Raw genomic sequence first — 25881 nt, 5'->3', positions numbered from 1 at the left:
GACGTTGGCGTAGGCGCCCAGCGGAGCGACTCCCTGTGCCGTGTACAGCCACGTCTCGCCGGGGTCGAGCAGGCCGTCGCCGTCGGTGTCGCCCGAGACGTAGACGGGCCCGAAGTCGTCACTGACGTCGCCCGGCGTGCCGTTGTCGTCCCACAGAGCGACGACGCCGCCGATGTTGCCGGTGTTGGTCACCTGGTAACGCCAGATCAGCGTCATTCCGGCGGGAACGGTCGGCCCGGGCGCCGCGGGCGCGGCCACACCGTTCACGGTCTTGCTGACGTGGGGTGTGATCACCGTGCCGAATCCGTAAGCGGCGTCCGACGCCTGCACCGCGTCGCCGGCTTCGGTGCGCGCGGTGGCTCCGACCGTGTTGCCGAACAGTCCCCGCTCGGCGGGGAATGCGATCACGCCCAGCGAGGTGTACAGCCAGACCTCGCCGGGATCCAGCACACCGTCGCCGTTCGTGTCGCCCGACACGTACACGGGGTCGAAGTCGTCATCCGAGAAGTCCGGCGAACCGTTGTCATCGGTGACGGCGACATCGCGCAGCGCCCCGCCTGTGCTCCACACCCGGTAGGTCCACACGACTGCGGCGCCGGCGGCGATCAGCTTCGCCGCTGCTGCCGTGTCGGCCTCGTCGGCGGTCGTGGGAGAGAGGGGCGATGCCGCGTTCACGGCCTTCTTCACGACCAGCACGCCGGCCGGCGCTCCCTGGTAGTTGACCGGGTCCGCATCGTCGAGGTCGACGCCGCCGGCGGTGCCGGCGACCGATCCGCGCGCCGTGTACTGCCCTTCGCGCACGACGCGCTCGGCGCGGAACAGCCAGATCTCGCCTGTCTCGAGCAGGCCGTCGGCGTCGGTGTCGCCGCCGATGAACACGGCCGTGAAGTCATCGGATGCCAGACCGGGGGTGCCGTTGTCGTCGGTGACGACGACCCCGGAGATCGGCGTGGCTCCCGCAGCGCTCACCAGATACGTGAACACGACGGTCTTGCCCACGGTCAGCTGCGGACCGGTGGGCTGGTCGGCGTCTTCGGCAACGGTCGGATGCCACGGGTCGGCCGCGTTCACGGCGGTTTCGACGTGCACCGCCGCCCCATCGACATCCACGCCGGTGTAGGTGGCCGTATCGGTGTCGCCCACGGCTGTGCCGTCGGCACCGAGCGCGGTGACGGTGACGGTGTTCAGGTAGCGGCCGGCCTGGACGATTCCGGCGGCGCGGAACAGCCACAGTTCGCCCGGGTCGATCCAGCCGTCGCCGTTCGTGTCGCCGGTGACATATTCCGGGTCGAAGTCGTCGCCGGTGGCGCCCGCGGTGCCGTTGTCATCGTGGATGCCGGTCAGCTGCGCGGATGCCGCGCCCACGACGCTCACTTCGTACGTCCAGGTGACGGGGGCGCCGATGGCCAGCGCCGGGCCGGTCTGGTTCGCGTCGTCGCCGTTGACGTACTTGACGACGTTGACGGTGGGTGTGCCGCCGAGGCCCGTGCCGTCGCAGCCGCACCCGAGGTGCGGGCCGCCGACGTCGTCGCGACCGCCGCCGGGGATGTTGCCCGGCTGCGGGTCACGCGGTCCGCCGTGCTGGTCGCCCCAGGCCGCGTCGTCAGGTTCGACCAGTGCGATCTCGTCGAACGGCTCGCCGGCGGGGATCGCGGGCCCGGTGTCGGCGCCGGCGGCGTCGCCCAGCGCCCGGATGAAGTCGCGGGCGTGCGGGCTGAACGTGCGGTTGACGGTCGGGGTGCCGAACGGGCTGAACGGCACCACGAAGCTGTTGAACTCGCCCGACCAGTCGAACATGCGGTCCTGCGCCGTGTTGGCGATGAGCACGTCGCGCCCGGCGCCGCCGTAGGCGAAGTCGCCGTCGCGGAAGCGCGGGTCGTCGTTCTCGGGGTCCGTGTTGGCTCCGCCCGCGGTCTCGAGGTTGTCGTCGAGTTGCAGCAGGTCATCGCCCCAGCCCCCGAACAGCCAGTCGCAGTCAGTGCCGCCGACGAGCCAGTCGTGCCACAGGTCGCCGAACATCATGTCGCGGCCGTCGTGGCTCTTCACCGTCTGCCCGTCGACCATGATCGGCAGCCCGGTGCGCTCGTCGACGACGTACGCGTCGAAGTTGAGCAGGAAGCCGGGGATCTTCGCCCAGGGGTCGTCGGCGTCGTAGTCGGCGAACTTCGTGGTGGTCGGGTCATAGTGCAGCGGGTCGGTGTCGACGACAGGCAGCTCGGTGGCCAGGCGGGTCAGAGCGCCGCGCAGCAGATCGGCGTTGTAGAAGACGCGCAGCGCCTCGGCACCGCTCATGGCGTCGCTGCCCTCGCCGCCGTGCATGAAGTCGTCGCCGAGTCCGCCGTACATGGTGTCGTTGTTGCCGACGGCGCCGTCGATCCAGGTGGTCAGGTCGACGCGCTTGAAGATGCGGCCGCTCACGTACAGGTCGGCGCCGGTGAACGGGCCGGGGATCGACGCGTACGACTGCTGGTCGGCCGTGGTCAGTCCGTACAGCGGTTCGGCGATGCCGTTGCGGCTCGTGCGCATGACGCCGTCGTCGCCGAGCATGCCGTCAGAGCCGCTGCCGCCGTACAGGCGGTCGTTGCCCCATTCGCCGTACAGGTCGTCGTCCTGGCCCTCGCCGAACAGCACGTCGTCGCCGAGCTGCCCGTGGATGGTGTCGTCGCCGCTCTCGCCGTGCACGAGGTCGGCCGCGCCGATGCCGACGGGCGATCCCGGCGTGTAGTCCAGCAGTGCGTAGGCACGCGGCAGCAGCCGATCGGTGCCGCTGTAGGTGTCGTACGCGAACCGCAGGAACGTCGTGGACGGTGTCATCGCGTCGAGCACGGCAGGGCCCTGCACGACGAGCCGGAAGATGTCACCGTTGTCGCCGAGGATCACGTCGCTGTCGTGCGCGTGGCCGTTCGCGCTGAGGTCGCCGAGGTTGCTGCGCTCAAGGCGGGTGCCGGCGCCGCCGAAGATCGTGTCGGAGCCGTCCGGACGACGCTCGGGCGTGGTGAGGCTGAACATGTCGGAGCTGCCGCCGACCAGGTCGTCGCGGCCCAGGCCGCCGAAGATCACGTCGTCGCCGCCGTTGCCTTCGATGTAGTCGTCGCCGTCGCGCCGGGCACCTGCCCAGTCCTCGACCGAACGGCGCGTGACGCGGATGTCGATCGTTGTGGCGCCCTCGTCGTCGATGACCGACCCGTCGCCCTGGATCCAGTCGTCGCCGAGCTGACCGAAGATCACGTCATCTTCGGCGCCGCCGGCGATGACGTCATCGCCGTACACCCCGGGCACGGTGGACGTGTCGTGGTCGAACAGCTGCACGGTGCGAGCGGGCGCACCGCGCGGGTCGTCGTACCCGGTGGTGGGCGCCGCGCCGCACGGGCCGGATGCCGCGATGTTCGGGCACCCGGTGTCGGTCACGAAGATCGTGGTCGCCGTCAGCGTCTGGAAGCGCAGGCTCGCGATGCCGCCGGTGCGCAGCAGGTCGGCGTTGTCGCCGGCGATCGCGTCGTCTCCGGCACCGCCGTCGATGAAGTCCCCGGTGTCGCTGCCGCCGGCGACGTTGTGTCCGCCGATGAGGTCGTCGGCGCCGTCGCCGCCGGTGATGCGGTCGGCGCCCTGCCCGCCGATGACGATGTCGTCGCCGGCGTTGCCGCGCAGCAGATCGGCCGCGCCGCCCTCGGCTGCCCCGGTGTCGATCGAGGTCCACACGAACGGGTGCTGGGCCACCGGCAGGTTCACCGGCAGCAGGTCGAGCCGGATGCCGATGCCGCCCTGGTAGGCGACGGTCGCGGCGACCTGGCCGTGGTCGCCGAACACCAGGTCCTTGCCGGCGGAGCCTGCCACGGTGTCGGACCCGGTGCCGCCGAAGATCAGGTCGTTGCCCGCGTCGCCGGTGATGACGTCGGCGGCACCCGCAGTCGGGTCGGTCGTGGTCACCAGACGCATCAGCCCGTCGGGGCGCACCAGCACGATGGAGCCGTTATCGCCCAGGATGGTGTCGAGGCCGTCGGAGCCTGCGATGGTGTCGGTGCCGTTGCCGCCGAAGATCCAATCGTCGCCGATGTCGCCGGTGATGACGTCGGCGCCGCCGTCGGCGGGTCGGACGGTGTGCATCGAGGTCACCCGCACAGTCGTCTGCAGGCGCACGAACACCGGCGGGCCGGTGAGGTCGGTGCGGGCGTCGGCGACGTCCTGCGTGACGACGCCGTGGTCGCCGAAGACGATGTCGACGTCGTCGGCGGTGGATGCCGCAACGGCGCTGCCTGTTCCCTCGCCGTGCAGCACGTCATCGCCGGTGGCCAGGCCGTCGGCGTTCGGGGCTGCGCTGGCGTTGACGGTCGCGATCGTGAGCGCACGGGTGATGATGTCCACGTTCACGCCCGAGTCGCCGTAGATCTGATCGCGGCCGCGCTGCCCCTGGATCGTGTCGTTCCCGGACCCGCCGGCGAGGTAGTCGCCGGTCTGGCTTCCGATGATCGTGTCGTCGCCCTCGCCGCCGTAGGCGATCAGCCCGACAGTGGGCAGGGCGGCGGCTGCGGCATCCCGGAACAGGGCGCTCGCGTCGATCACATCGTTGCCGGCGTGCGCGTAGGGGCTGGCCAACGGCAGCAGGAAGTGCTCGTCTTCGTCGGCGACGCCGGGGAAGGAGTCGTAGGGCTGCGAGCCGAAGTCTCCCGCATCCTGCCGGTCGGGCGCCCCTGAATACCAGACGCCGTCCTGCGACGTGTCGCCGTAGACCACCAGTGGCGAATCGGGTCCGGCGCCGCCGGTGACGATGATCGTGTCGCCGCCGATCACGCCGTCGACGTACTGGTTGCCGCCGCCGTGCACGACGGTGAGCACTCCGTGCGCGGCCGGCGGGTTCGGATCTGTTGTCGGGTCGCCGTCGTCTTCGGGTGCGGCGTTGAGGGTTCCGGTGATCAGCAGACGGTCGTTGCCCTGCCCGAACAGGATGTTCAGCACCTCGATGGTGGACAGCGCCGCATCCGTCGAGATGCCGGTCACCGTGCCGTCGGCACCCGCGGTGACGCTGATGCGGCCGAACGAGATGCCGCCGGGCACCGTGGCCGGCTCGCCGAACGCCGTGGCACCGCCGACGGTATAGCCCTGGGGCAGCCCGGTGCCGGTCAGGCTCGTCGAGGTCAGGACCCGGTTCTGGTCCTGCATGCTCGAGTCGTCGAAGATGTTCAGGATGTCGATCTGACGGTTCTCGGGAGGCTGGGCGGCGATGCCCGGCAGCAGGCCGTCGGTCTCGCCGGGCAGCTTGATGCCGGTGTGCAGCGACCGGTCGGCGCCGGTCACGCCGCCCTCGACCGACAGCGGGCCCACCAGCTGCGAGAGCAGGTGCGGCTGCACCGCGAACGTCTTCACGCCTTGCCGCACAGCGGGCAGGGCGAACGCGGTGTCGGCCACGAGCTCCACGGTGACCGGCAGATACCAGTCGTCGGGGGTGAAGGTCACCGCCGCCGCATAGCGGCGAATCGTGTATGCACCCGAGAGACTCGACAGCGCGCCGGTCGCGGTCAGCTCGAGCACGTCGTCTTTCGTGGCGTTCGTGCCGCGGATGACGGCGATCTTGTACACCGTCGCGCCGCCGTCGAACGAGATGAGCTGGCCCTCTTCGAAGCCGTCCGCCAAGAAGCTGCCGCCGTCGGCGCGGGTGATGCGCCGGGAGGTGGAGTCGATGGTCACGGTGCCCGTGTACAGGCCGCGCCCGCTCGCACCGACCGCCCGCAGCGCGACCCGACCGCCCAGCACGGCGTCGACCAGACCGTCGGGCTCGATCGCGACGACGACATCGGCCGTGGGCTTGTGCGTGAGGCGGATCGTGTAGTCGTCGCCCTGCCCGCCGCTGATGACGGTGGTCTCGCCGCCGCTCTGCTGCACGATCACACCCGGCGAGTCGTCATCGCGCACGTCGACGTACAGGGTGCGTGCGTCGAACACGTAGCCGACGGGGCCCGAGACGCGCGTGAGCACCAGTCGCAGCCATGCCGGGTCCTGCCTGACGGTGTCGTCGGTGACGCCGATCGTCAGGCGCACCGAGGCGGTGTCGCCGGCGGCGAACGTGATCGTACGGGTCGCGGCGTCGTACCGACCGTCGGCGCTGGTGATCACGAGGCGCCCGTCGGGCACGTCGGCCCGGATCTTCACGGCGCCCGACGGAGGCGAGGCCAGCGAGACCAGCACATCGTCGGTGAAGCCGTGGACGCCTTCGAGCACGAGGTTCGTGCCGTCTTCGGCATCGGTGGCCGGGTCGATCTCGACGACGTTCACGCCGGGTGTGTCACTGTCGCGCACGAGCACAGCGACATCCCGGACGACGGCCCCGTCGAAGCCGGCGGCACGGTCGTCCGCGTCACGGGCGATCACTGTGTGCCCGATCGCGACGACGCGGTCACCCTCGGGCAGCGCGTCGTCGACGGCGTACACGTGCACGGTCTGGGCGATGTTCCACGTGTCCGCGTCGAACGTGAGCACGACCGCGCGCTGCGGCTCGACCTTCGGCTCGCCGTCGTCGATGACGTGGCGGCGGTAGTCGGCGAAAGCGTCGGCGCACTGGGCCGCGGTGCCGGTGCAGAGCCAGATCGTGTCACCGCCGGCGGCCGACTCCGCAGCATCCGACCCCGCCGCCGACACCGTGACGTAGACGGCTCCCGTCGGCGCCTTCGACAGCCGCACGGTGTACGTGTCGAAGGCCGCCGCGCCGCCGCCCTCGGTGACCGCCGTGGTGCCGCCGGATTCGGTGATCACCACGAGTCCTTCGTTCACTCCCGCCACGTGCAGGTCGATGCCGCCGGCGATGATGCCGTCGTAGTCGGGGTCGGCCGAGCTGACGAGGTGGTTGACGGCACCGCTGGCGCCCTCGATGTCGCGCACGGCGATGTCGGTGGAGATGTCGCCGGCGACGTTGATGCTGTCGCTGCCCAGGCCGCCGATCACGCGGTAGGCGACGCCGCCCTGCGTGGACTGCACGAAGAACTGATCCGAGCCTTCGAGTCCGTCGATCTCGACGGACTCGACCGTGCGATAGGTGACGGTGGCACCGGCGCCGAAGATGCCGTCGGCGGTGATGACGATGTCGTCGGGGAACTCGGTGCCCAGCACGATGAGCTTGTCGTACCCGGTGCCGCCATCGATGGAGACCGGCGCGTTCATGACGTAGCGGACTTCGTCGTCGCCGCCGCCGGAGCGGATGTCGAGGGCGGCCGCGGTGGAAGATCCGATGTCGGGGATCGCGACCCCGTCGGCGTCGAGGCGGATCGTGCCATCGGCGTTCGTCTTGGCCAGGGCGAAGGCGCGGACCACGAACTGGTCGTTGCCGTCCTCCCCCTCCAGCCGCACGGTGGCCTGGTTCGCGTACACCGTGAACCTGTCGTCGCCGGTGCCTCCCAGGGCGACCAGCGGTGCACCGGTGCCGGGGCTGAGGTAGCCGCGCGTGGTCGGCATCAGCCGCGGGAAGACGTCGTCCGGCGAAAGGCCTGCCGCCGCGTCGCGCGGAGTGCCGAACAGCTGCCCGATCTGGAAGGTGTCGGCCCCGGCGCCCCCGTCCAGTGTGATGGCGGTGGATGTGTCGTCGACGGCGAACGTGTCATCGCCTGCCCCCGCGAGCACCGCGAGCCGGCCGTTCAGCGCCGTGTCGTACGCGATGCGCTCGACGCCGGTGCCGGTCGCGGGCGAGGCGCGCAGGCCATCGACCGTGCCGTGCACCAGGGCGACGAAGGCGGGCCGGTCGGCCTGCTCGCCGGCGATGCAGGTGGTGCGCCGCAGCAGGAACACGTCGTCGCCGGCCGTGCCGACCACGGTCGCCTCGTCGGCGCCGTCGGCCGGGGCGCCCGAGTCGAGGAGGTTGACGGTGTAGGTGCGGGTGGCGTCGGCGGTCGTCTCCACCCGGTAGTGGTCGGTGCCCTGCTGCCCGTCGAGGGTGAGGGTGTTGCTCGCCGGCAGGTCGGGGGTGTGCAGGTCGCGGACGAGGAACTGGTCTTCGCCGTCACCGCAGCCCAACTGCAGCACGGTGGGGGCGCAGGCGGTGCGGTCGGTCGCCGAGAGGTTCTGGCTGCCGTAGACGTGGACGGCGGTGCCCAGCTGCGTGCCGGTGAACAGGAAGTGGTCGAGGTCGATGTGACCGAAGATCAGGGCACCGTCGGTGCGGTCGGACGACCCGCCCAGGTCGAACACGCCGCCCAGCCGCCCGGCGAAGGTCATCGTCGTGCCGAAGTCGCCTGCGGCGGTGGTCGGGGAAGTCGCGGTGTCGGCGTTCTCGTCGACGGGGGCCCCGAGCGGGTCGGGGTCGAGGGCGGTGCCGCCGCCGGGGCCGCGGTTGGTGTCGCCGTGGATGTAGATCGTGCGCCCGGCGACGATGTCGGAGTTCACGGGGGCCAGGACGTCGTCGCCGACCCAGAGGGAGATGTCGCGCTGCGCCCAGATGCCGGTGCGGGTGGTGGTGACGGTGTCGGCCGCTCCGGGGGTGGTGTGGCGGGGCTGGTCCTGGGTGACCAGGCTCACGCCGTCGGTGAGCAGGATGAGGTTCTGCGTGCCGGTGTTCGGAGGTCCGCGCACGCCGTTCAGGTCGGGGATCGTCAGGCGCACATCGCCGGTGTCGGAGCGGGCGGTGAGCACCGAGAGGTCTCCGTCGGTCTCGGTGATGAAAACGCTGCCGTCGGCGGCGGTGTACAGGCGCCCGGATCCGGTGGTGCCGGCCGAGTCGATGTCGACGTCGTGTGCGAGCGAGCCGATGCCGCCGCCCCAGGCGCGCATGTCGATGCGATCGGCCACCACGTCGGCGGCGGCATCCCCTGCCCCGTCGCCTGCTCCGTCGAGAATCGAACCGGCGGCCGTGGACAGGCTGACATCGGTCACGCCCGCGGAACGGCCCGAGGTGACCAGGCCCAGCCGCAGATCGCCGACGGTCTCCCGCAGGTAGACGCCCAGGGCTGCGGTCGCGTTCAGGATGCCGTGCACCGGTGTGGCGGCGACCCCCACCGTGTCGAGCAGGTTGATCTCGAGGAAGTCGGCCTCGGTGCCGATCGTCCCGTGCGTCGCGATGAGCGTGATGTTCACGCCCTCCACGTCACGCGGGTCGACGGCGACCAGGTGGTCGGCGGGGTCGGCGTCCAGGATGCTGTCATCCGCGGTCAACGTCACGTCCGAGGTGCGCGAGCGCACCAGGCCCAGCCGCAGGTCGCCGCTGGTCTCGGTCAGGTCGATCGAGCCGTCGACGTCGGCGTCCAGCCACCCCGTGCCGTCGTCGGCCAGGTCGATGAACCCCTGCAGCGAGATCGTCGTGGGAGTGCCGACATCCACCGCGTCCATCCCGCGGGCCAGTGACTCGGTGTCGCGGACGCTGATGTGGTCACCGGCCAGGAGGCCCGGTGTGCCGCCGGGCAGAGCCGTCGAGGCGAACAGCACGAGCTCGCCGTCGCGCACCGCCGTGTCGTACTGCGCGAGTCCGGTGGTTCCCACGGGGATCTCGGTGCGCTCCAGCACGGCGTTGCGCTGGGCGAACACGTAGACGCTGTCGATGTCGGTCGCCCCGGTCGCCGACGGATACACGGCACCGTCGAGGGTGGAGGCCACGCCGCTGTCGGGCCGGAAGTGACGGTGCACGACCTTCGGCTGCACCCACGTTCCGGGAATGATCTCGTTGGGCACCTGCACGCGCACGTCCGCGGTGGTGGAGGTGCCGTCCTGCCGCTGGGCGGTGCGCACCTCGAGGTCGATGTCGCCGCCGGCGCGGATGAGGTCGATCGGGATCGTCATGCCCACCGCACCGGTCTGCGTGCGCTCCAGACCCCGCAGACTCAAGAAGACATCGACGGCCGCCTGGGCGACGATGCGCGGGTCGCGCGGGCCCGAGGCGGAGGGCGCGTCCACGCGCGGGGTCGCCGTGTAGCGCACCAGGTCGACCCGCAGCCGTGCGCCCGGGGCGCCGATCGAGCCGTCGGTCGCGTCTGTGGCCTGGATGTCGAGCAGGTTCGTGACGATCAGCCCGGCGGTGCCGGCCAGGATCTGCCGGAACAGGTTGACGACACGGGTCAGCCCGATCGGGTTGACGATGGTGCCGGCGATGGTGAGCGTGGCGTCGCCGCGCTTCTCGATGTCAACGATGCTGGGTGCCACCGAGTGTCGCAGGTCGAAGGTGACCGTCACGCCCGCCGGCACCGACCGCAGCACGATCAACGGGGTGTCCTGGCCGCGGTAGGCGACGTCGATGCCCGTGATCGTGGCGGCCTTGCCGGAGTAGTCGACGATGGTGACCGAGGCGAGGGTGTCGCGGAATTCGAACACCGGCTGCGCGCCATCGGTGTCGGCGGCGTTGCGGATCGCGCAGCCCGTGCAGTTCGAGGCGAACACCACGTTGCCGTAACCGCTGTTCGTGATCGGTCCCACCGTGTAGGCGCCGTCGCCGTCGGGGTCGACCTGGTCGCCGACGTGGGCCACCGCTGCGTTGACGGTGACCGCGTTGACCGCGGCGATCCTGCCGTTCGCGTCGACGACCAGCAGCGGCGCCCCGTCCTGCCCGCCCAGGATCAGCACATCGGCCGACCAGGCGATCGCGCCCGAGCGCTTCTGGTGCGAGTCGTCGCTGTCGCGGTAGCGATCGCTGTCGCGCGGCGGGTCGTTGTCGACGTGGATGCCGAGGTTCTCGGCCTGCACATACAGGGCGACGTGGTCGGCGCCGGCGGGTGTGGTCAGCGGTCCGCCTGCGGCGCGCGCACCGGCGATGATCAGCGCCGGGTCGGCGGTCGTGACGGTGTTCGCGAAGTCGTCGGTGCCGCCTGCGTGCGCGGCCTGCGGCGGGATGAGCGCGACGGCCAGCCGCTCCGCGTCACGTGTGATGTGCACGTCGTCGGTGATTGCGCGGATGTCGACGCCGTGCTCGCCGCGCACGATCGTCTGCGCTCCGTTGTCGGTGCCGACGGTGACGGTGACGTCGGAGTCGATGTTCACGTCGGCGTTCGCGTAGGCGGTGGCCACCCCGAGCAGGATGGGATTGACGCCGAGGGCGATGGCTCGGGCCGAGGCATCCAGTTTCGACAGCTGTGCGAGCAGAGTGACCGTCGCGCCGATCAGCTGCACGCCGGCGGCGATCGTGACCGTGGTGGCCATCGTGAGCCGCACTCCGCGGTCGTCATTGGTGTTGTCGGAGTCGGCACCGGCGCCCACTCCCCACGACGCCGTGTCGGCGACGGTCTTGCCGAACAGTGCGCTGTCGGCCGAGATCAGGATGTCGCGGCCGGCGTGCACGTCGGCGCCGGCGCCGACCGCCGCGGTCGTCGACCCGGTCAGCCGTGCCGTGGTCTCGGCGATCTTGGCCGAGATGACACCGCCGCCCTTGGACTGCGCGGTCGCCGACACGGAGTGGTCGGAGTGCGCCGACACCGTCACGTCCCGCCCCGCACGGATGTGGGAGTCGGCGCTGATCGTGGCGGCGACGGTCACCGACCTGAGGTTGACGTCGGCGTGCGCCTCGCCGACCTCGACGACGCCTCCGCCGGCGGCGTTCGCGTAGGCGGTGGCGGCGAGAGCGCCGTTCGCGGTCACTGTCACGTCTGCTTGTGCGTTCACGGTGTCGACAGTCATGGTGGCGGTGACCGTCGCATTGTGGGTGACACCGTCGACCGTGCGGGAGCCGTTCACCGCAGCCGTGGGAACGCTGACGTCCACGCCGCCGCCCGAACCGCCGTTGACCGTCGCGCCCGAGACGCCGTCGCCACCCGCGGGAACCGCGACGGCGAGGGGTGTGCCGCCCGCGGCGGTGAAGTACTCGACATCGCCCCCGTCGTCGGGGAACGTGCCGGTGAGGTTCGCGTACAGCGCCTGCGTGCCCGTGCCGACGTTCAGGTCGACCTCGACGATGCCGAACAGGTGCGGCCCGGGACGGTTCGCATCAGAGACGGCGATCGCCGTGCCTCCCGGGGTGGTGGCGAGCTGGAACTGACCGGTGCCGAGCGACCCTCCCGTGATGGTGTAGTACGTCTGGCCGTCGCGCAGCCCCGCCAGCGACCGCTCGAGCGAGAACAGCGCGGACTCGTCGCCGCTGGTCGTGATCGCGATCGCGGTGATGTCGGTGTCGTCGCACCCGGTGGCCTGGCAGAGGTCGGTGGCGAGCTGGATGATGCCGTTCTCGCCCTTGATCACGTAGTAGGTGTGGCCGCTGGTCAGCCCCGTGATGGCGGTCGAGCCGCGCTGCAGGTAGAGCACGGCGTCGCCGTCGTGGAGCTTGGCCGCCAGGTCGGTGCCCACGAAGATGTTGTGCAGCGAGGAGTCGTGCGTGATCGAGACCGTGCCGTCGTCTGCCGTGGTGGTCTTGGGCGCCCAGATCTTCTTGGTGTCGTCCTGCGGATCGGTGATCTGCACCGGAGTGACGTTGACCGCACCGGCCGAGAAGGTGCCGGCTGCGGGGGCCCGGTAGATGACGGCCGTGCCCGACGGCTCGGCGGCGATGGTGCCATTGGTGAGCACGCCGTCGCTGACGGTCACAGCGTCGGTCGCGTCGCTGGATGCGACGGCCGCGTCGTGCGTGGTGGTGAGCTTGATCGTGGTGCCGTCGATGACCCGCACGAAGAACGTCGAGGTGCCCGAGCCCCCGCAGCCGGCGGTTGCGCTGGATCCGAGGATCGAGATGCCCCCGCGCACGTCGTAGACGACGCAGTCACCGCTCTCGAAGCCATGCGGCGAGCCGAAGGTGATGGTCTCCTGCAGCGGGTCGACCGCGGCGGCATCGAACAGGGAGCCGAGGCGGATCGTGCCCACCGTGTCGGTGTCGAGCACCGTGTATTCACTGCCGGAGTGCAGCCCGCTGATCTCTCTGCTGCCGATGTATCGCAGGGTCGCGCCCTCGCCGATGCCCGGATAAGTGAACGTCAGGGTGTCCTCGTCGATGCTGATGCCGCTGATCTTGTCGCTGAGGGGTTCGCCCGCCTCGTCGGTGAGGTCGGCGGCGACCGACACCGAACCCTTCGCATAGATCACGGTGTTCGATGCGCTGACCCCGATGTGGGCGTCGAGTTCGGGCACGATCGTCGAGACGGCTTCGGGGATGCCGACCTGCACCGCCCCGCCGCCGTACGCGTTGGCGACGCTGTCGGCTTCGGGTGCCGCCGACGCGTGCACGCTGACGCCGCCGTCGATGGGGTCCGCCGTGGCGGATCCGCTCGGGGCCGAGCCGATCGTCACATCGTCGCCGATGCCTGCGGTCACCTGCGGCGCCGTCGTAGCGAACGCCTGCGACCCGCCGATCGAGACGCCGCCTCCGGAGCCGACGACGACATGCCCATACGTGCGAGCCGACAGCGCCTCGGCGGTCACGTCGACACCGAGTGCGTTCGCAATCGCGGTGCGACCGATGATGCGGGCCGTCGTGCTCCCGGTCACGGTGGCGTCGGCGACGAGCCACGCGACCGCGCCCACACCACCGCTGCCGCCGCGTGCGTCGGCTGTGGCAGTCTGCGACGAGGTCGCCAGCAGCGAGATCGCGCCACTGGCGTCGAGTGTGGTGACCGCACCGGAGGTCGAGCCGACCTCCGCCGACGCCGATGCGTCGATGTCGCTGTCCACGCGTGCGCCGGAGACGCCGATCGCACCGAGCCCGATGACGGTGATCTCTCCCGTCACCGCCGATGTGTCCTTCGCTGAGACGGTCACCGAGGCGGCACGCACCGTCACGCCTTCGGCGACGCTCGCCGCGCCTTCGCCGTGCACGGCACTCGAGACGCCCAGGCCGCCGGCGGCGACGAAGCCGAGACCGCCTGCCCCGCCCGAGACCGTGATGGTGCCTTCCTGGTCAACGGTCACCCGGACGGCGCCCGACGAGAACACCTTCGCACCGCGCTTGATCGACGCCGAGGTGCGCACGGCGCCCGCCTCGCCGATCACGGCCGCCAGAACGCCGGCCGAGATCGCCACCGTACCGCCCGCGATCGCCACGATCGTGACGGCGGAGTCACCAAAATTGCTGATCGACGCCGTGCCTGTCGCCGAAACGGTGACATCGCCCACGGTGCGGGTCGCGGTGTCGGTGCCGACCGTCGCGTACATGCCGATGGCGGCCGAGGAGGTGCCCTCGAGGGTGAGCACGAGCACTGCGACGCCGAGCCCTGCGAGCATGCCGCCGGCGGCGACGACGGCCAGAGTGTGGATGCGCGCGATGCTCTCGGCGCTGATCTCGACGGCGCCCGCCGCCAGGATCGTCACACCCTTCCCTGCGCTCGGTCCGTCTTCGAGGTAGGCGGCCACGGCGGCGCTGTCGGTGATGACCACGACATTCGCCGCCGCACCGCCGGCCAGGCCGATCCCGGCGGTGACGCCCAGCACCGACAGGTCCGCGTGCCGCACGGCGATCACCGAGACGGTGCCACCGGCTCGCAGCGTCGCGCCGTAGCCGACGAACGCGGTGACCGCATCGCTTGCGGTGAGGATCGCGACGCCCGCGCCGACTCCGACGCCGCCGACGCCTAGGCCGCCGCCGATCATCGTGATCTCGAGGTGCTCGCGCGCGGTCACATCGATGTCGCCGCCGGCAGTGACTGCGGCGCTTCGTCCGATGAAGGCGGTCGTGCCGGCGGGGACGGTCTGGCTGCCCATGGTCGTGCTGACCGCGGTGGCCGACGTGCCGGCGGCGACCGACCCTTCGGGCGAGTTCTCGTCGAGGGTGTTCTTCGTCCGCGACGCGGCATCCCGGATGTCTGCCGAGTTCTGCGTGTCACCGACCTCCTCGCCGTCGGAATGCGGCGAGGCGATCGTGCCCAGTGTGTTCGAGGCGCCGATCTTTCCGAGCTGGTCGTCCAGGCTGCTGATCGTCGAGGTGGCATTCCCGTCGTCATCCTTGCCGTTCAGCGCGTTCGAGCTCTGGTTGCCCGCCTCTTGATCGCGGTAGGTGTACGTCGAGACGAGGTTGCCGGCCAGCGACCAGACGCTCACTGCCGCGCCGAGGCCCACTGCGCCGCCGGCGGCGCTGATCGCGTAGCTGCTGATCTTGCGGTTGGCAGCCGCGCCGACGGCGACGTCGCGCACCGCGCGCACGTCGTGTCCGGCGATGAAGGCGGTCGTGTCGTTGTGCACCACGCCCACGTCGACGCCGCCGGCCAGACCCACGATGCCCCCGGCGATTGCTCCCGCGATGGCCAGGACATGCACGTCGTCCGTGGCTACCACGCGCACGTCCTGGTGGGCGGCGCCGGTGGTGAGCGTGTTGATCAGGGCACCGCCGGCGATGTAGGCGCGCGTGTCGGCGTCGAGCACTTCGACCGTGACCGCGCCGGCGATGCCGGCCCCGAGGCCACCGGCGCCGGCGATGCCGACCGACAGGATGTCTTCGCTCGAGGCAGCGCTGACGATCACTCCGTGCACGTCATCGCCGGAGTCGGTCGCACCGAATGCGCCGTCGTCGCCGAGGGTTCCGTCGTTCACGACCACGAAGGCGGCGCTGCCGCCGGTGGCATCGACGGACGCATCGCCGATCCAGGCGCGCGTGTCTTTCGTGATGACGGTCACACCCACACCTGCGCCGATGCCCGCCGCGCCGATGCCGATGCCTGCGCCGATCGCGAGCACGTCGACGTCGGAGTCGCTGGAGGCCGCCACCACGACGTTGCCGCCGGCGCGGACCACTGCACCGTCACCGACGAACGCGTGGGTGGTGTCATCGAGCACGAGCACCCCGGCCGCGCCCGCGATCGCGACTTCGCCGCTGCCGGCGATGGCGATCGCGATGACGAGGATCTCATGCGTCGTGTGGGCGCTGACGGCGATGTCGGCGGATGCCTGCACCTGGGCGTCGTCGGCGATCCGCGCCGTGACCGTGTCGGTCACGACGGCGACGGAAGCTCCGGGGGTCGCTGCGACCACGCCCGACACCGCCGCACCGCCGGCGACGGCCAGCAGCTGGTAGTCGTTGTCTGCCGCGACGAGCACGCTCTGCGTGGACCCCTCTGTGCCGGCGGTCGCGTTCACCTTCGCGTCCGCGTCGATCGTGGCCAGCACCGTGGCGTTGAGCACGTGCACGGCGGCGGAGATCTGGACGGAAGCTGTCCCCGAACCGCTCACACCGATGCCGTACAAGCCGATGTCATCGCTGTTCAGCGCGGTCACGGCGACACCGGTGAAGCCTGTGCGCAGCACGGGGGCGACCGTCCGCCGCTGTGTGAGCTGGGGATCGGTGAGCGGGTTCTGGTCGGCGCTCTGCGTGCTCGAGTCGTATCCGACGTCGGATGCCGTGATGGCGGGAGGGGCGACCTGCGAGGGGTCGTCACTGTAGGCGCCGTACGAGACGGTCAGGCCGGCGGGGATGTCGATGCCGGGACGCAGGCCGCGCGCGTCCACGACAGCCCGGGTGCCGATGCGCGCTGTGACGGTCTTCGTGATCACGGGTACCGCGACCGCTCCCCCGATGCCGGCGTCGCCGCCCACGGCGACGTTACCGGCCACAAAGTCCACGGTCAGGGCGTCGGCGGCGGCGACCTGCACGCTGCCTTCGGCCAGGACGACCGTCGGCGATGCCGCATCGGAGTCGGTGCCGCGGATCTCGGCGGTCGTGGTGACATCCATGACGTAGACGTCGACCGCCCCGGCGATGCCGGCATCGATGCCGGCCGCGATGCCGCCGGCGACGGAGACGACCGTTTCCGCCGAGGTCGCCAGCACGCGGATATCGCCGCGCGCCTGCACCTTCGCGCCCGCGCCGATCCACGCCTGGGTGTGGCGGGTGATCACACCCACTTCCACCCCGGCGCCGATGCCGGCGATGCCGCCCAGTGCGGCCGAGCCGGCGATGCCGATGTGGTCGAGGCGGTCGGACGCGCGCACCAGGACCGATTGTGCGGTGCTCTCGCCGGTGGTGCCCTGGTTGATCTTCGCGCCGTCGCCGATGTACGCCTTCACGGTGCGGTCCATGACGGTGACGCTGCCCGATCCTGCCACGCCGAAGCGCGCACCGCCGGCCAGGCCGATCGCGATCGTGCGCACGGTCTCGAACGAGGTGGCCGCCACCGCGATTCCGATGACCTTCTGCGTGTCGGGGGTGCTGCCGGTCTTGGTGCCGGTGCGCGCGGTCACGCCCGTGCCGGCGCCCTGGGCGTCGACGGTGGTGCCGGCGCCGATGTATGCGGTCACCGTGCTCAGGTCGATCTGCAGCGGCACGGCGATGCCGGCACCGTTCTGGCCCACCGCCGCGCCGCCGGCGACGGCGACGGCCGTCAGATCGTCGGCGGCCGAGACCAGGATGCTGCCGCCGGCGCTGACCGGACGGCTGCCGCTGATGTGGGCGGTGATGGTGTGCGCGACGACGTTGATCGCGACCGCGGCGCCGACGGCGATGTTGTCGGCGACCGCACCGCCGATCGCGACGCTGACGATCAGCGCGGCGAACGGCTTGTTCGCCTCGGTGCTCGGGTCGCCGGGGATGTCGATGCTGACGCCGGGACTGTCGGCGTCGACTCCGGCGATCTGCACGGTGGTGGGCAGCGGGCCGGTCGGGGGCTGGTAGCCCGCCGTGACGACGATGTCTGCGCCTGCTGTGACGGCCGCGTTCTCGATCACGGCGCTGATCTGATCGGTGCTGGAGCTGTCCCGGTGCACGACGTCGGGGTTGGCGGCGTCGAACCCGCCGCCGATGTAGTTGTAGGCGAACGAGCCGCCGATGGCCGTGCCGCGCAGGCTCACGCCGACGCCGCCGCCCACTGAGATGAGGGTTGCCGACTCGGTCGCCGTGACGGTCACCGTGCCGGCGGCGTGCACGTTCGTGCTGTTGCGGATGTGCGCGTCGACGCCGTTCGCGATCGAGTTGACTGCGACCGAGCCCCCGATCGCCGCGTTGCCGCCGCTGACGGCCACGCCCACGGCGACCGCAGCCAGAGTGGCCTTCGAGATCGCCTCGATGGTGAGGTTGCCCGTGCGTGCGTCGACGCTGGCCGAGTCGATGCCGGCGTGCAGCGAGTTCGTGATGAGGTTGTAGCTGATGGCGGCGCCGACCGCGGCACCGCGCACGGCGACCGAGATGCCTCCGCCGATCGCGACGATCAGCGACGTGTCGGTGGCGCTGAGCTTCACCGGCCCGGCGACGCTGATGACCGAGGCGCCGATGGGCGAGTCCGCCACGTCGTCGAGGATCGTCGCGGCGACATCCTGGTCGATGATGTCGATCAGCAGAGAGCCCGCCCCGGCGAGCTTGCCCTGGCTGCCGATGCTGACGGCCACACCGACGGCGACGCCGCCGATCTCCTGGTCTGCGATGGCTTCGATCGTGAGCGATCCGTCGGCGACCAGGTCGACGTCATCCAGCGTCGCGTGGATGTCGCCCGAGATCTCGTTGTAGCCGATGGCCGCGCCGATGGCCGTCGAGCTCGAGACGCCCACGGCGCCCGAGATCGCGACGATGCCCGAGTCGTCCTTCGCATGCACGGTGGTGTTCAACGCGCTGCCGCCGGGCTGGTCGGTGATCGAGGTGCTGACGATCTGCGCGATGGTCGACCCGTGGATGATGTTGATCGACATCATGAAGCCGAGCCCGATGTCGGTCTTGGGCCCGACCGCCGCACCGATCCCCGCACCCAGCGCATAGATGCGCTGGCCGGTGGCGGGGTTGACGGCGTCGGCGGTGACCTTCAGTGAGGAACCGCCGATGGTCAGCCGGGACCCCGCGATCGTGGCATGCACGTCGAGCGCCTCGCCCGTGGTGCCCAGGAGGTTCACGCCGACGCCCAGGCCCACGCCGGCTTTGCCGCCGAAGGCGATGCCGCCGCCGATCGCGATGATGCGGCTGCTGTCGGATGCCGCCACGCGCACGCTGCCGCCGATCGCGCCGGTCATGCCCCGCACCGTGGCCCGGGTGCCGCCGACGATCACGTTCGCCGAGAACGAGCCGGCGACGCTCAGACTGTCGTTGCCTGCGGCTCCGGCCAGACCCGCAGAGATGGTCACCAGGTCGCCGCTGCGTTCGGCGACGACGGTGAGGTCACCGGTCGTGACAGCGTCGGTGGTGACGATGAACGCCTCGACGGTGGCGTCGATGTCGTTGAAGCTGAAAGCGCCGGCCAGCGATTTCGATCCGCTGCGCTGGCCCACGGTGAATGCCGCGCCGCCGGTGACCGACAGCTGGAACAGATCGTCCCGCGCGGTGACGGTGATGCTGCCCGCGTCGATGCGTCCCGCATCGGCGATCGAGGCCTGCACGGTGTCGGAGACGATGTTGACGGATGCCGCACCGGCGACGGCGACGCCGGTCGGCGGGGTCTTCACCTCGTTGCCGAGCACCGCCAGCGCCTTGTTGGGCGTGTTCGCCGGAGGGGCGGGCGGGGTCTCACCGGGGGCGGAGGCCGACCCGGCGACGCTGAACGCCCACAGGTCGCCGTCGATCTTGGCGAGCAGGTCGACGGCTCCGCTGACCGAGATGCCGCTGTCGACGGTGGGCACCCAGGCGGTGCCGGTCGCGGTGCTGGTCGCGTCGACGGCTCCGATGACGGCCTTGGTGGTGCGATCGAGATCGTTGATGGCGACCGAGATGCCGACGCCGACGCCTTCGCCCTTCGTGATGCCGCCGACCCAGGTCACCTGGGTCATCAGGTCGCCTGCGTAGATGCGCACGTCGCGGCCGCGTACCGTGGCCTTGGCACCGAGTCGGGCGATGGTGTCGCTGGTCTGGCCGATGTATGCCACGGCACCGGCGACGGCGAACTTGCCGCCTGTGGTGCCCGACTGCACGAGCACGACGTGCAGCAGCGCTTCTTCGGCCTTCATGTTGAAGCCGCCGTCGGCGCCGCTGTAGACGTACGCGCCGTCTTCGACGGTGGCGTGCGTGGTGTTGTGCTGAACGAAGATGTAGAACGAGCCGCCGGCGCCGCCCTTCTCGCCGTTCGCACCCACCGGCGAGAGCGAGATGCGGTCCTTGAACTTCGTGTTCTTGGAGTCGAGGTCGATGTCGGGCAGCGAGAAGATGCCGGCCATGTCGATGAACTGCGCGTAATTGGTGGCCTCGACCGACACGGTCTGCTCATCTCCGGTGAGCCACGCTGCGTCTTCGTTGATGGCGACGCCGGTCTGCACGGTCGCTTCGGAGTCGTTGGTGAGCACGAGCACCGTGACCGACCCGGCCACGCCCACCTCGTCGGCCTCGGCGGTGGCCGACGTCCAGGTGTTGAAGAACGCGCCCTTCACGCCGAGGGTCGTGTCCACGTACTTCGTGACCGCGCCGTAGCCGTCGTTGCGCAGCGAGTCGATGAAGGCGCCCCACGACAGCGGCAGGTACTGGTCCAGACGCGTGAGGAACGGGTAGGAGACATCCGAGATCACACGCGTCGCCCGGGTGCCGTCCAGGGTCGCCCCCGTGTGCACGGTGGCCTTGGCGGTGTTCTCCACGACGCCCACCGACACCGCGATGCTGATCATCGTCTCGGCGCTGGTGGCCCCGCTCGCGCCGGTGGCATCGGTCTGCGGCTCCACGCTGCTTTCCGCGTTCAGCGTGAGCGACTGCTCGATCGTGGCGCGGATCTCGAGGTCTTCACCCGAGAAGATGTGGGCGGTGCCGACGACGTCGGTGATCACGTCGTGGTGGGCGAAGGTGAACGCCAGCGAACCGGCCACGGCCAGACCGCTGTTCGATGGGACGCCGGCTTTGGCCTGCTCCTGGGCGTACGACTTCGTGAGCGCCCCGAAGATCTTGTCGCCGACGTTCGTGCCGATGACGTCCTTGAACTTCGACCACGTGTTGGTGTTGTCGTTCTCGGGCTCCAGCCCGCCCGAGGCCGAGCTCGAATCCGACGCGTCGAGCGCGGCGACGATTCCCACGCCGGTCGCGAACCCGGAGTCCAGCACGTGCATGGCGGCGAAGCTGTATCCGGTCGCCGCGTCGGACACGTCGCCGATGTCGATGGCCACACCCGCGCGCGCTTCATTCTCGGTTTCTGCGAGTCCCACGACCTGAGCGGTCGCGAAGCGCGTGTCACCCTGCAGGTTGTTCTGCCCGGTGCTGGCGATGATGTAGTACGTGTGCTTGTCTTCGAGCCCTCTGATCGCCTGCGTGCCCTGGTGGTAGACGACCGCCTGGCCCAGCTCGAACGTGTTGAACACGCCACCGGTCCACGACAGCGTCACGGTGTCGTCCGCGCCGTCGACGTCGGAGCCCGCGAAGGGTCGTGTGTTGTCTTTCGTCGCGAGGGCACCGCTGCCCTTGACGAGGTCGACGACGTGGCCGGCGAGGTGATCTTCGCCGAGGCCTGCGATCACCGCGTCGTGCTCGGTGGGTGCCAGGTAGATCCATCCGTCGCCGAACACGATGAGGTAGTACTCGCGGCCGTTGACCAGACCGCCGATGTCGGTGCCCCGCCGGTTCGTGTAGGTGATCGTGTCTTCGGTGACCAGAGCGATGTCACCGACCCAGATGCGGTTGTTCGCATAGTCGACGTAGCCGTAGGTGTCAGGCGTCGTGTTCAGCGGGTCGATCTCGATCTTCACGATCGATCCGGGAACCATGTGCGCGATGACCGTGCCGTCCACGGTCGTCTTGATGTCGGCATCCGACAGCTGGATGCCGAATGCGAGCCCGGCCGTGCCGTCGGCGAACAGGCCGGCTTCGGCTTCGGCTTCGGACTCGACGCCGCCGGTGGCCTGGATATTGACGGTCTTGTCAGCCTCGATCCGCGTGCCGTGCCCGACCGTCACGTGCGAGGTGGCCACCGCGTTGCTGACGGCCACGGAGAGGGCGAACTGCGCGCCGCCCGGCGTGCGTATGCCCTCCAGCGACCGCGACGTCGATGCGCTGAGGGATGCCGAGGCCTCGGCACTGCTGGTGATCACGATCGCGGCGGTGCTCGTGATGAGCACGTTCGTGCCGATCGTGACGGTCGCCGTGGCTGTGGCCTGCGCGTAGCCGACGCTGAACAGGCTGCCGTGCGCCGTGCCGCCGGCATCGGCGGAGGCCGTCGCGTAGATCCCGACCGTGTCGGCGCCCACCAGGTGCGCGCCGTCGCCGATCGTGATCGTTGCCGTCGAGTTGCGCACGAGCACCTTGACCGGCAGCGCCAGGGCAGAGCCGATCTTGTCGGTGAGCGGGTCGATCACGAAGTTCGCGACCTCTTTGGGCACCGACAGGTACTCCGACAGAGAACGGTCTTCGGCCTGCGCGATCAGGTAGATGCCGGTCGCTGCGATGACCGCACCGGCGCCGACCGTGATCGACACGTTGCGGTCGGTGACGTACACGGGCGACAGGTTCTCGACGGTGGCCAAGCCGATCTGGCGCGCGCGGAAGGTGATCCATCCCTCGCCCGCGTTGATCGTGATGCCGGGGGCGACGGAGATGTGCGCCGCGTACGCCTCGAGTGTCCCGTCTTTCGTGTCGATGTCGCCGGTGAACGAGACGGTGTCGGCCAGGTCGTCGTCCACGAAGATCGGCACGGTCTCGCTGAGCCGGCGATTGCCGTACACGTAGAGGCTCGCGCCACTGTGCCAGCCCGGCGACAGGCTCTGGATCACGATCGTGTCGGCACCTGCACGACCCTCGATCACGAGTGCGGTGAGCGGGTTGGCGAACGTGAGGCTCGAGGTGATCACACCAGCGGCCGGGTCGTACCAGGCGACGTGCGCCAGGGTGACCTTCATCGAGGTTGCGCCGTTGGAGGCGAACGTCATGGTGTCGGCGAAGTCGGTGCCCGAGATGTAGCGGGTGCTGTCGTTGCCGCTGATGACGTCGAGGTGGTCGAGGCCCGCGAAGGCGACGGCGACTGTGCCCGCGAGGTGCGTCGTGCCGGCGACGTCGGTGCCGGCCACGTTGTACACGGCGGCATCGGTGTCGCTCGTGAACAGAAGCAGGGAGTCGGTTCCGCCAGAGCCGCCGTCGATGATGCCCGAGACCGTCGCGCCTTTGCTGACGGAGAAGACATCGGCGTTGTCTGCCGAGCCGAGAAGGTTTTCGAAGGAGCTGAAGCTGACGCCGGCGACGGTGCCTTCGTTCGTGCCGTCGACTGTCCACTGCACCACATCGGCCGGGGGGCCGCGGATCGTATCGCTGGATGCGCTGCCTGTCACCACGTCGATGTCGGCGAGCGCGCCGACCGCGGTGGCGAAGGGAGCGGGCGGCAGGTACGACACCACGACGGTGTCGCCGGCGACGAAGGGGGCGCCGGAGCCGGCCGAGATCAGCTCGACATTCGCGATGGCATACGTGCCGCCGGCGGGGACCAGCATCCCCAGCAGCCGGAACAGCAGCCACGATGACGGGTCGCTCGTGCCGGAGAGTCGGATCTGGCCGCCGGTGGTGCCTTCGGCTCGCGTGATGGATGCCGTGGCATCCGCGCCGGTCGTGTCGGCCGTGCTCAGGAACAGCTCGGTGACCGCGTTCGGGTCGGTGCCGTTCATCGCCACGCGACCCGCGCCCGGGTCGGCGGCCGCGGTCGAAGCGGAGAAGAGGTCGCTCAGGGCGAACGCTCCACTGGTGAGGGTGAAGGTCACCGGCGAGCCGAACAGTTCGTAGGTGAGGGTGTCGACGGCCGGGATATCGGCGTCGGCGTCATCGGCGCCGCCCGAGATCGTGCCGCTGACCGACCCGCCCGCACGGATCGAGAACGTGTCATCGGCCGATCCGCCGACGAGGTTCGCGATGCGGCGAAAGGAGGTGACCGTGGTCCCCGTGCCGATGCTGCCGCTGTCGGCACCATCGACCGTCCACTCGTTTGCGATGTCGGCAGCGGTCAGCGTGTCCTGCGACGTCGTGCCCACCGGCGTCGCGCCGCCGTCGATCGTGCCGCTCAGCTGCCCGGTGACGACGGTGGTGCCCGTGGTGTCGGTGCCGAGCGTGAACACGTCCACACCCGTGCCGCCGGTGAGGTTCTCGACGTTCGTGAACGACATGGTGCTGGTCGACCCGCTGTTCAGGCCTGTGATCAGCCAGTCGGTGTCGACATCCGGTCCCATGATGGTGTCATCGTCGGCGCCGCCGTCGATCGTGACCACGCCGGTCCAGCTCTTGTCGACCGTGAAGGTGTCGTTGCCGGCGCCGCCGCTGACCACCAGAGTGACCAGTGAGGGCAGCGCCTCGATTGCGAAGCTGTCGTCGCCGGCGCCGCCGAGGACGTTGAGGGTCGCGGCACTGGTGATCGTTATCGACGTGGACTCGCCGCTGCCGTCGGTGAAGTCCACTGTCGCGTCGGTGGCGTTGTTGCTGTGGATGCGCACTGTGTGGTTTCCGGTGGTGGCGGCAGAGACCGTATAGGTGCCCGTCGGGCTCTCGATCTTGATGGGCTCGAGTCCGGCGTATGCGGTCACGAACTGATCGCGCACGATGGTGCCGGACTGCGGACCGCTGACCGTGGATGCGACGTGCGCGAACGTGCCGTGTCGCACCACGAGCGTGTCGTAGCCGCCGGCGCCGCCGTCGACGGCGGCGATGGTGCCGGCTGCGTCGAGCACGAATGTGTCGTGGTTGCCGACGCCGCCGGTCAGAAGCTCGAGCCCGCGGAATGCCACGGTCCCACCGGCGGCGGCGAGCGTGCCCTCACCCGTGCCGGTGACCGTCCAGGTCGCATCGGCCTTCGGCCCGACCAGCGCGTCGTGGCCGGCACCGCCGTCGTAGGTCACGACGAGCCCGGCGAGGGCCGCGAGTGCGCCGGAGTCGATGTCGAGTGTGTCGTCGGCATCCGTCCCGAAGATGTGCAGCGAGGTCACGGTGTTCAGCGCGCGCTGCTGGTCGCCGACCGAGAGCACCCCGTCACCGGCCCGCACCTGGGTGACGGCGGCAGCGTCCGCGGCGTACTCCCAATCCGACGGGACCGTCGTCTCAGTCGACGTCGCGGCGATGGCGGGAGACGCCTGTGTGCCGTCCGCGTTCGCAACCGTCGCAGTCGGGTCGGTCACCGTGGCGTCCGTCGTGGTCGCGTCGGTCGTGGTCGCGTCGGTCGTGGTCGGGTCCGTCACCGTGGCATCCGTCACCGTCGTGTCCGTCGCCGTGGCGTCGGTGGATGTGCTCCCCGTCGTGGCTGCATCCGTCGCCGTCGAATCCGGCGCGGTCGGATCGGTTGCGGCTGTGTCGGTCACCGTGGTGTCCGTCACCGTCGGGTCCGTCGCCGTGGCATCCGTCGCGGCCGGGTCCGTCACCGTGGCATCCGTCGCGGCCGGGTCCGAGGTGGGATCAGAGCTGTCGGCGGTGGTCGTCGTGACCGTCGTCGTCGGATCGACGCTCGTCGTATCGGCCGGGGCCGCAGACACCTGATCAGTCGGTGCGTCCGCCGCGGCATCCATCGCTCGCAGCGCGAACCCGGTTCCCGCCGCCAGCGCGCGCTGCACGGCCGGCTGCGCGCCCTCGTCGCGTCCGACCCCGAGCACGCGGCGACCGGTGGCGAGGGTGCCCTCCATGACGGCGTCGCCTCCGTCGCTCAGATCTGCGCGACCGAGCACGTGCCCGATCTCGTGCGCGAGCACGGTCTGCACGTCCATGCGGCCGGCGGCCGGTCCCGTCGCGAGCGCACGTGCGATGCCGCCCTGCACGCGGAATTCCTCAGACGCCCAGGGCGTGGGGTCGGCGAACCAGCCATGCCCGGCGGCGGCGGGGTCGACCGTGATCGTGTCGCCGCGCGTGATGGCCAGCAGATCGCCAGAGAGCGGCGCGATCTGAATGCTCAGGTCACGGATCCGCTGATCGTTCGAAGAATCCGGCCACATCGCCAGCGCCGCGGGCAGCACCCGCGCGATGTCGGCTGAATCGAGTGACGCCGACGCGGATGACGCGGGTGAGGAGCCGACCGCATGCAGTGCCTGCGCGTGCGAGACCGGCTGGGCGAAGACCGCGCCGGGAAGTGTTCCGGGCATCGCGATGACCGAGAAGGTCGCGATCACGGCGCACAGGCGAAGACCGCGGCCGTGGCTGCGCAGGCGCAACTCACCGATCCCCGATTTTCCGCGCAC

At 70.4% G+C, this 25881-nt stretch carries 1 protein-coding gene (cut by a window edge); it reads right to left on the bottom strand.

What is annotated here, in order from left to right:
• Positions 1 to 25881, bottom strand: partial view of a hypothetical protein gene (locus QU603_RS04445; RefSeq protein WP_308493288.1) — the 5' portion only. The gene continues 1623 nt to the left of window position 1, outside the view; only the first 25881 of its 27504 coding nucleotides appear in the window; it begins with the start codon at positions 25879 to 25881; the stop codon falls past the left edge of the window.

This window comes from Microbacterium terrisoli (assembly GCF_030866805.1).
Lineage (GTDB): Bacteria > Actinomycetota > Actinomycetes > Actinomycetales > Microbacteriaceae > Microbacterium > Microbacterium terrisoli.
Note: the sequence above shows the minus strand (reverse complement) of the source record. Positions and strands in the feature narration are given on the sequence as shown.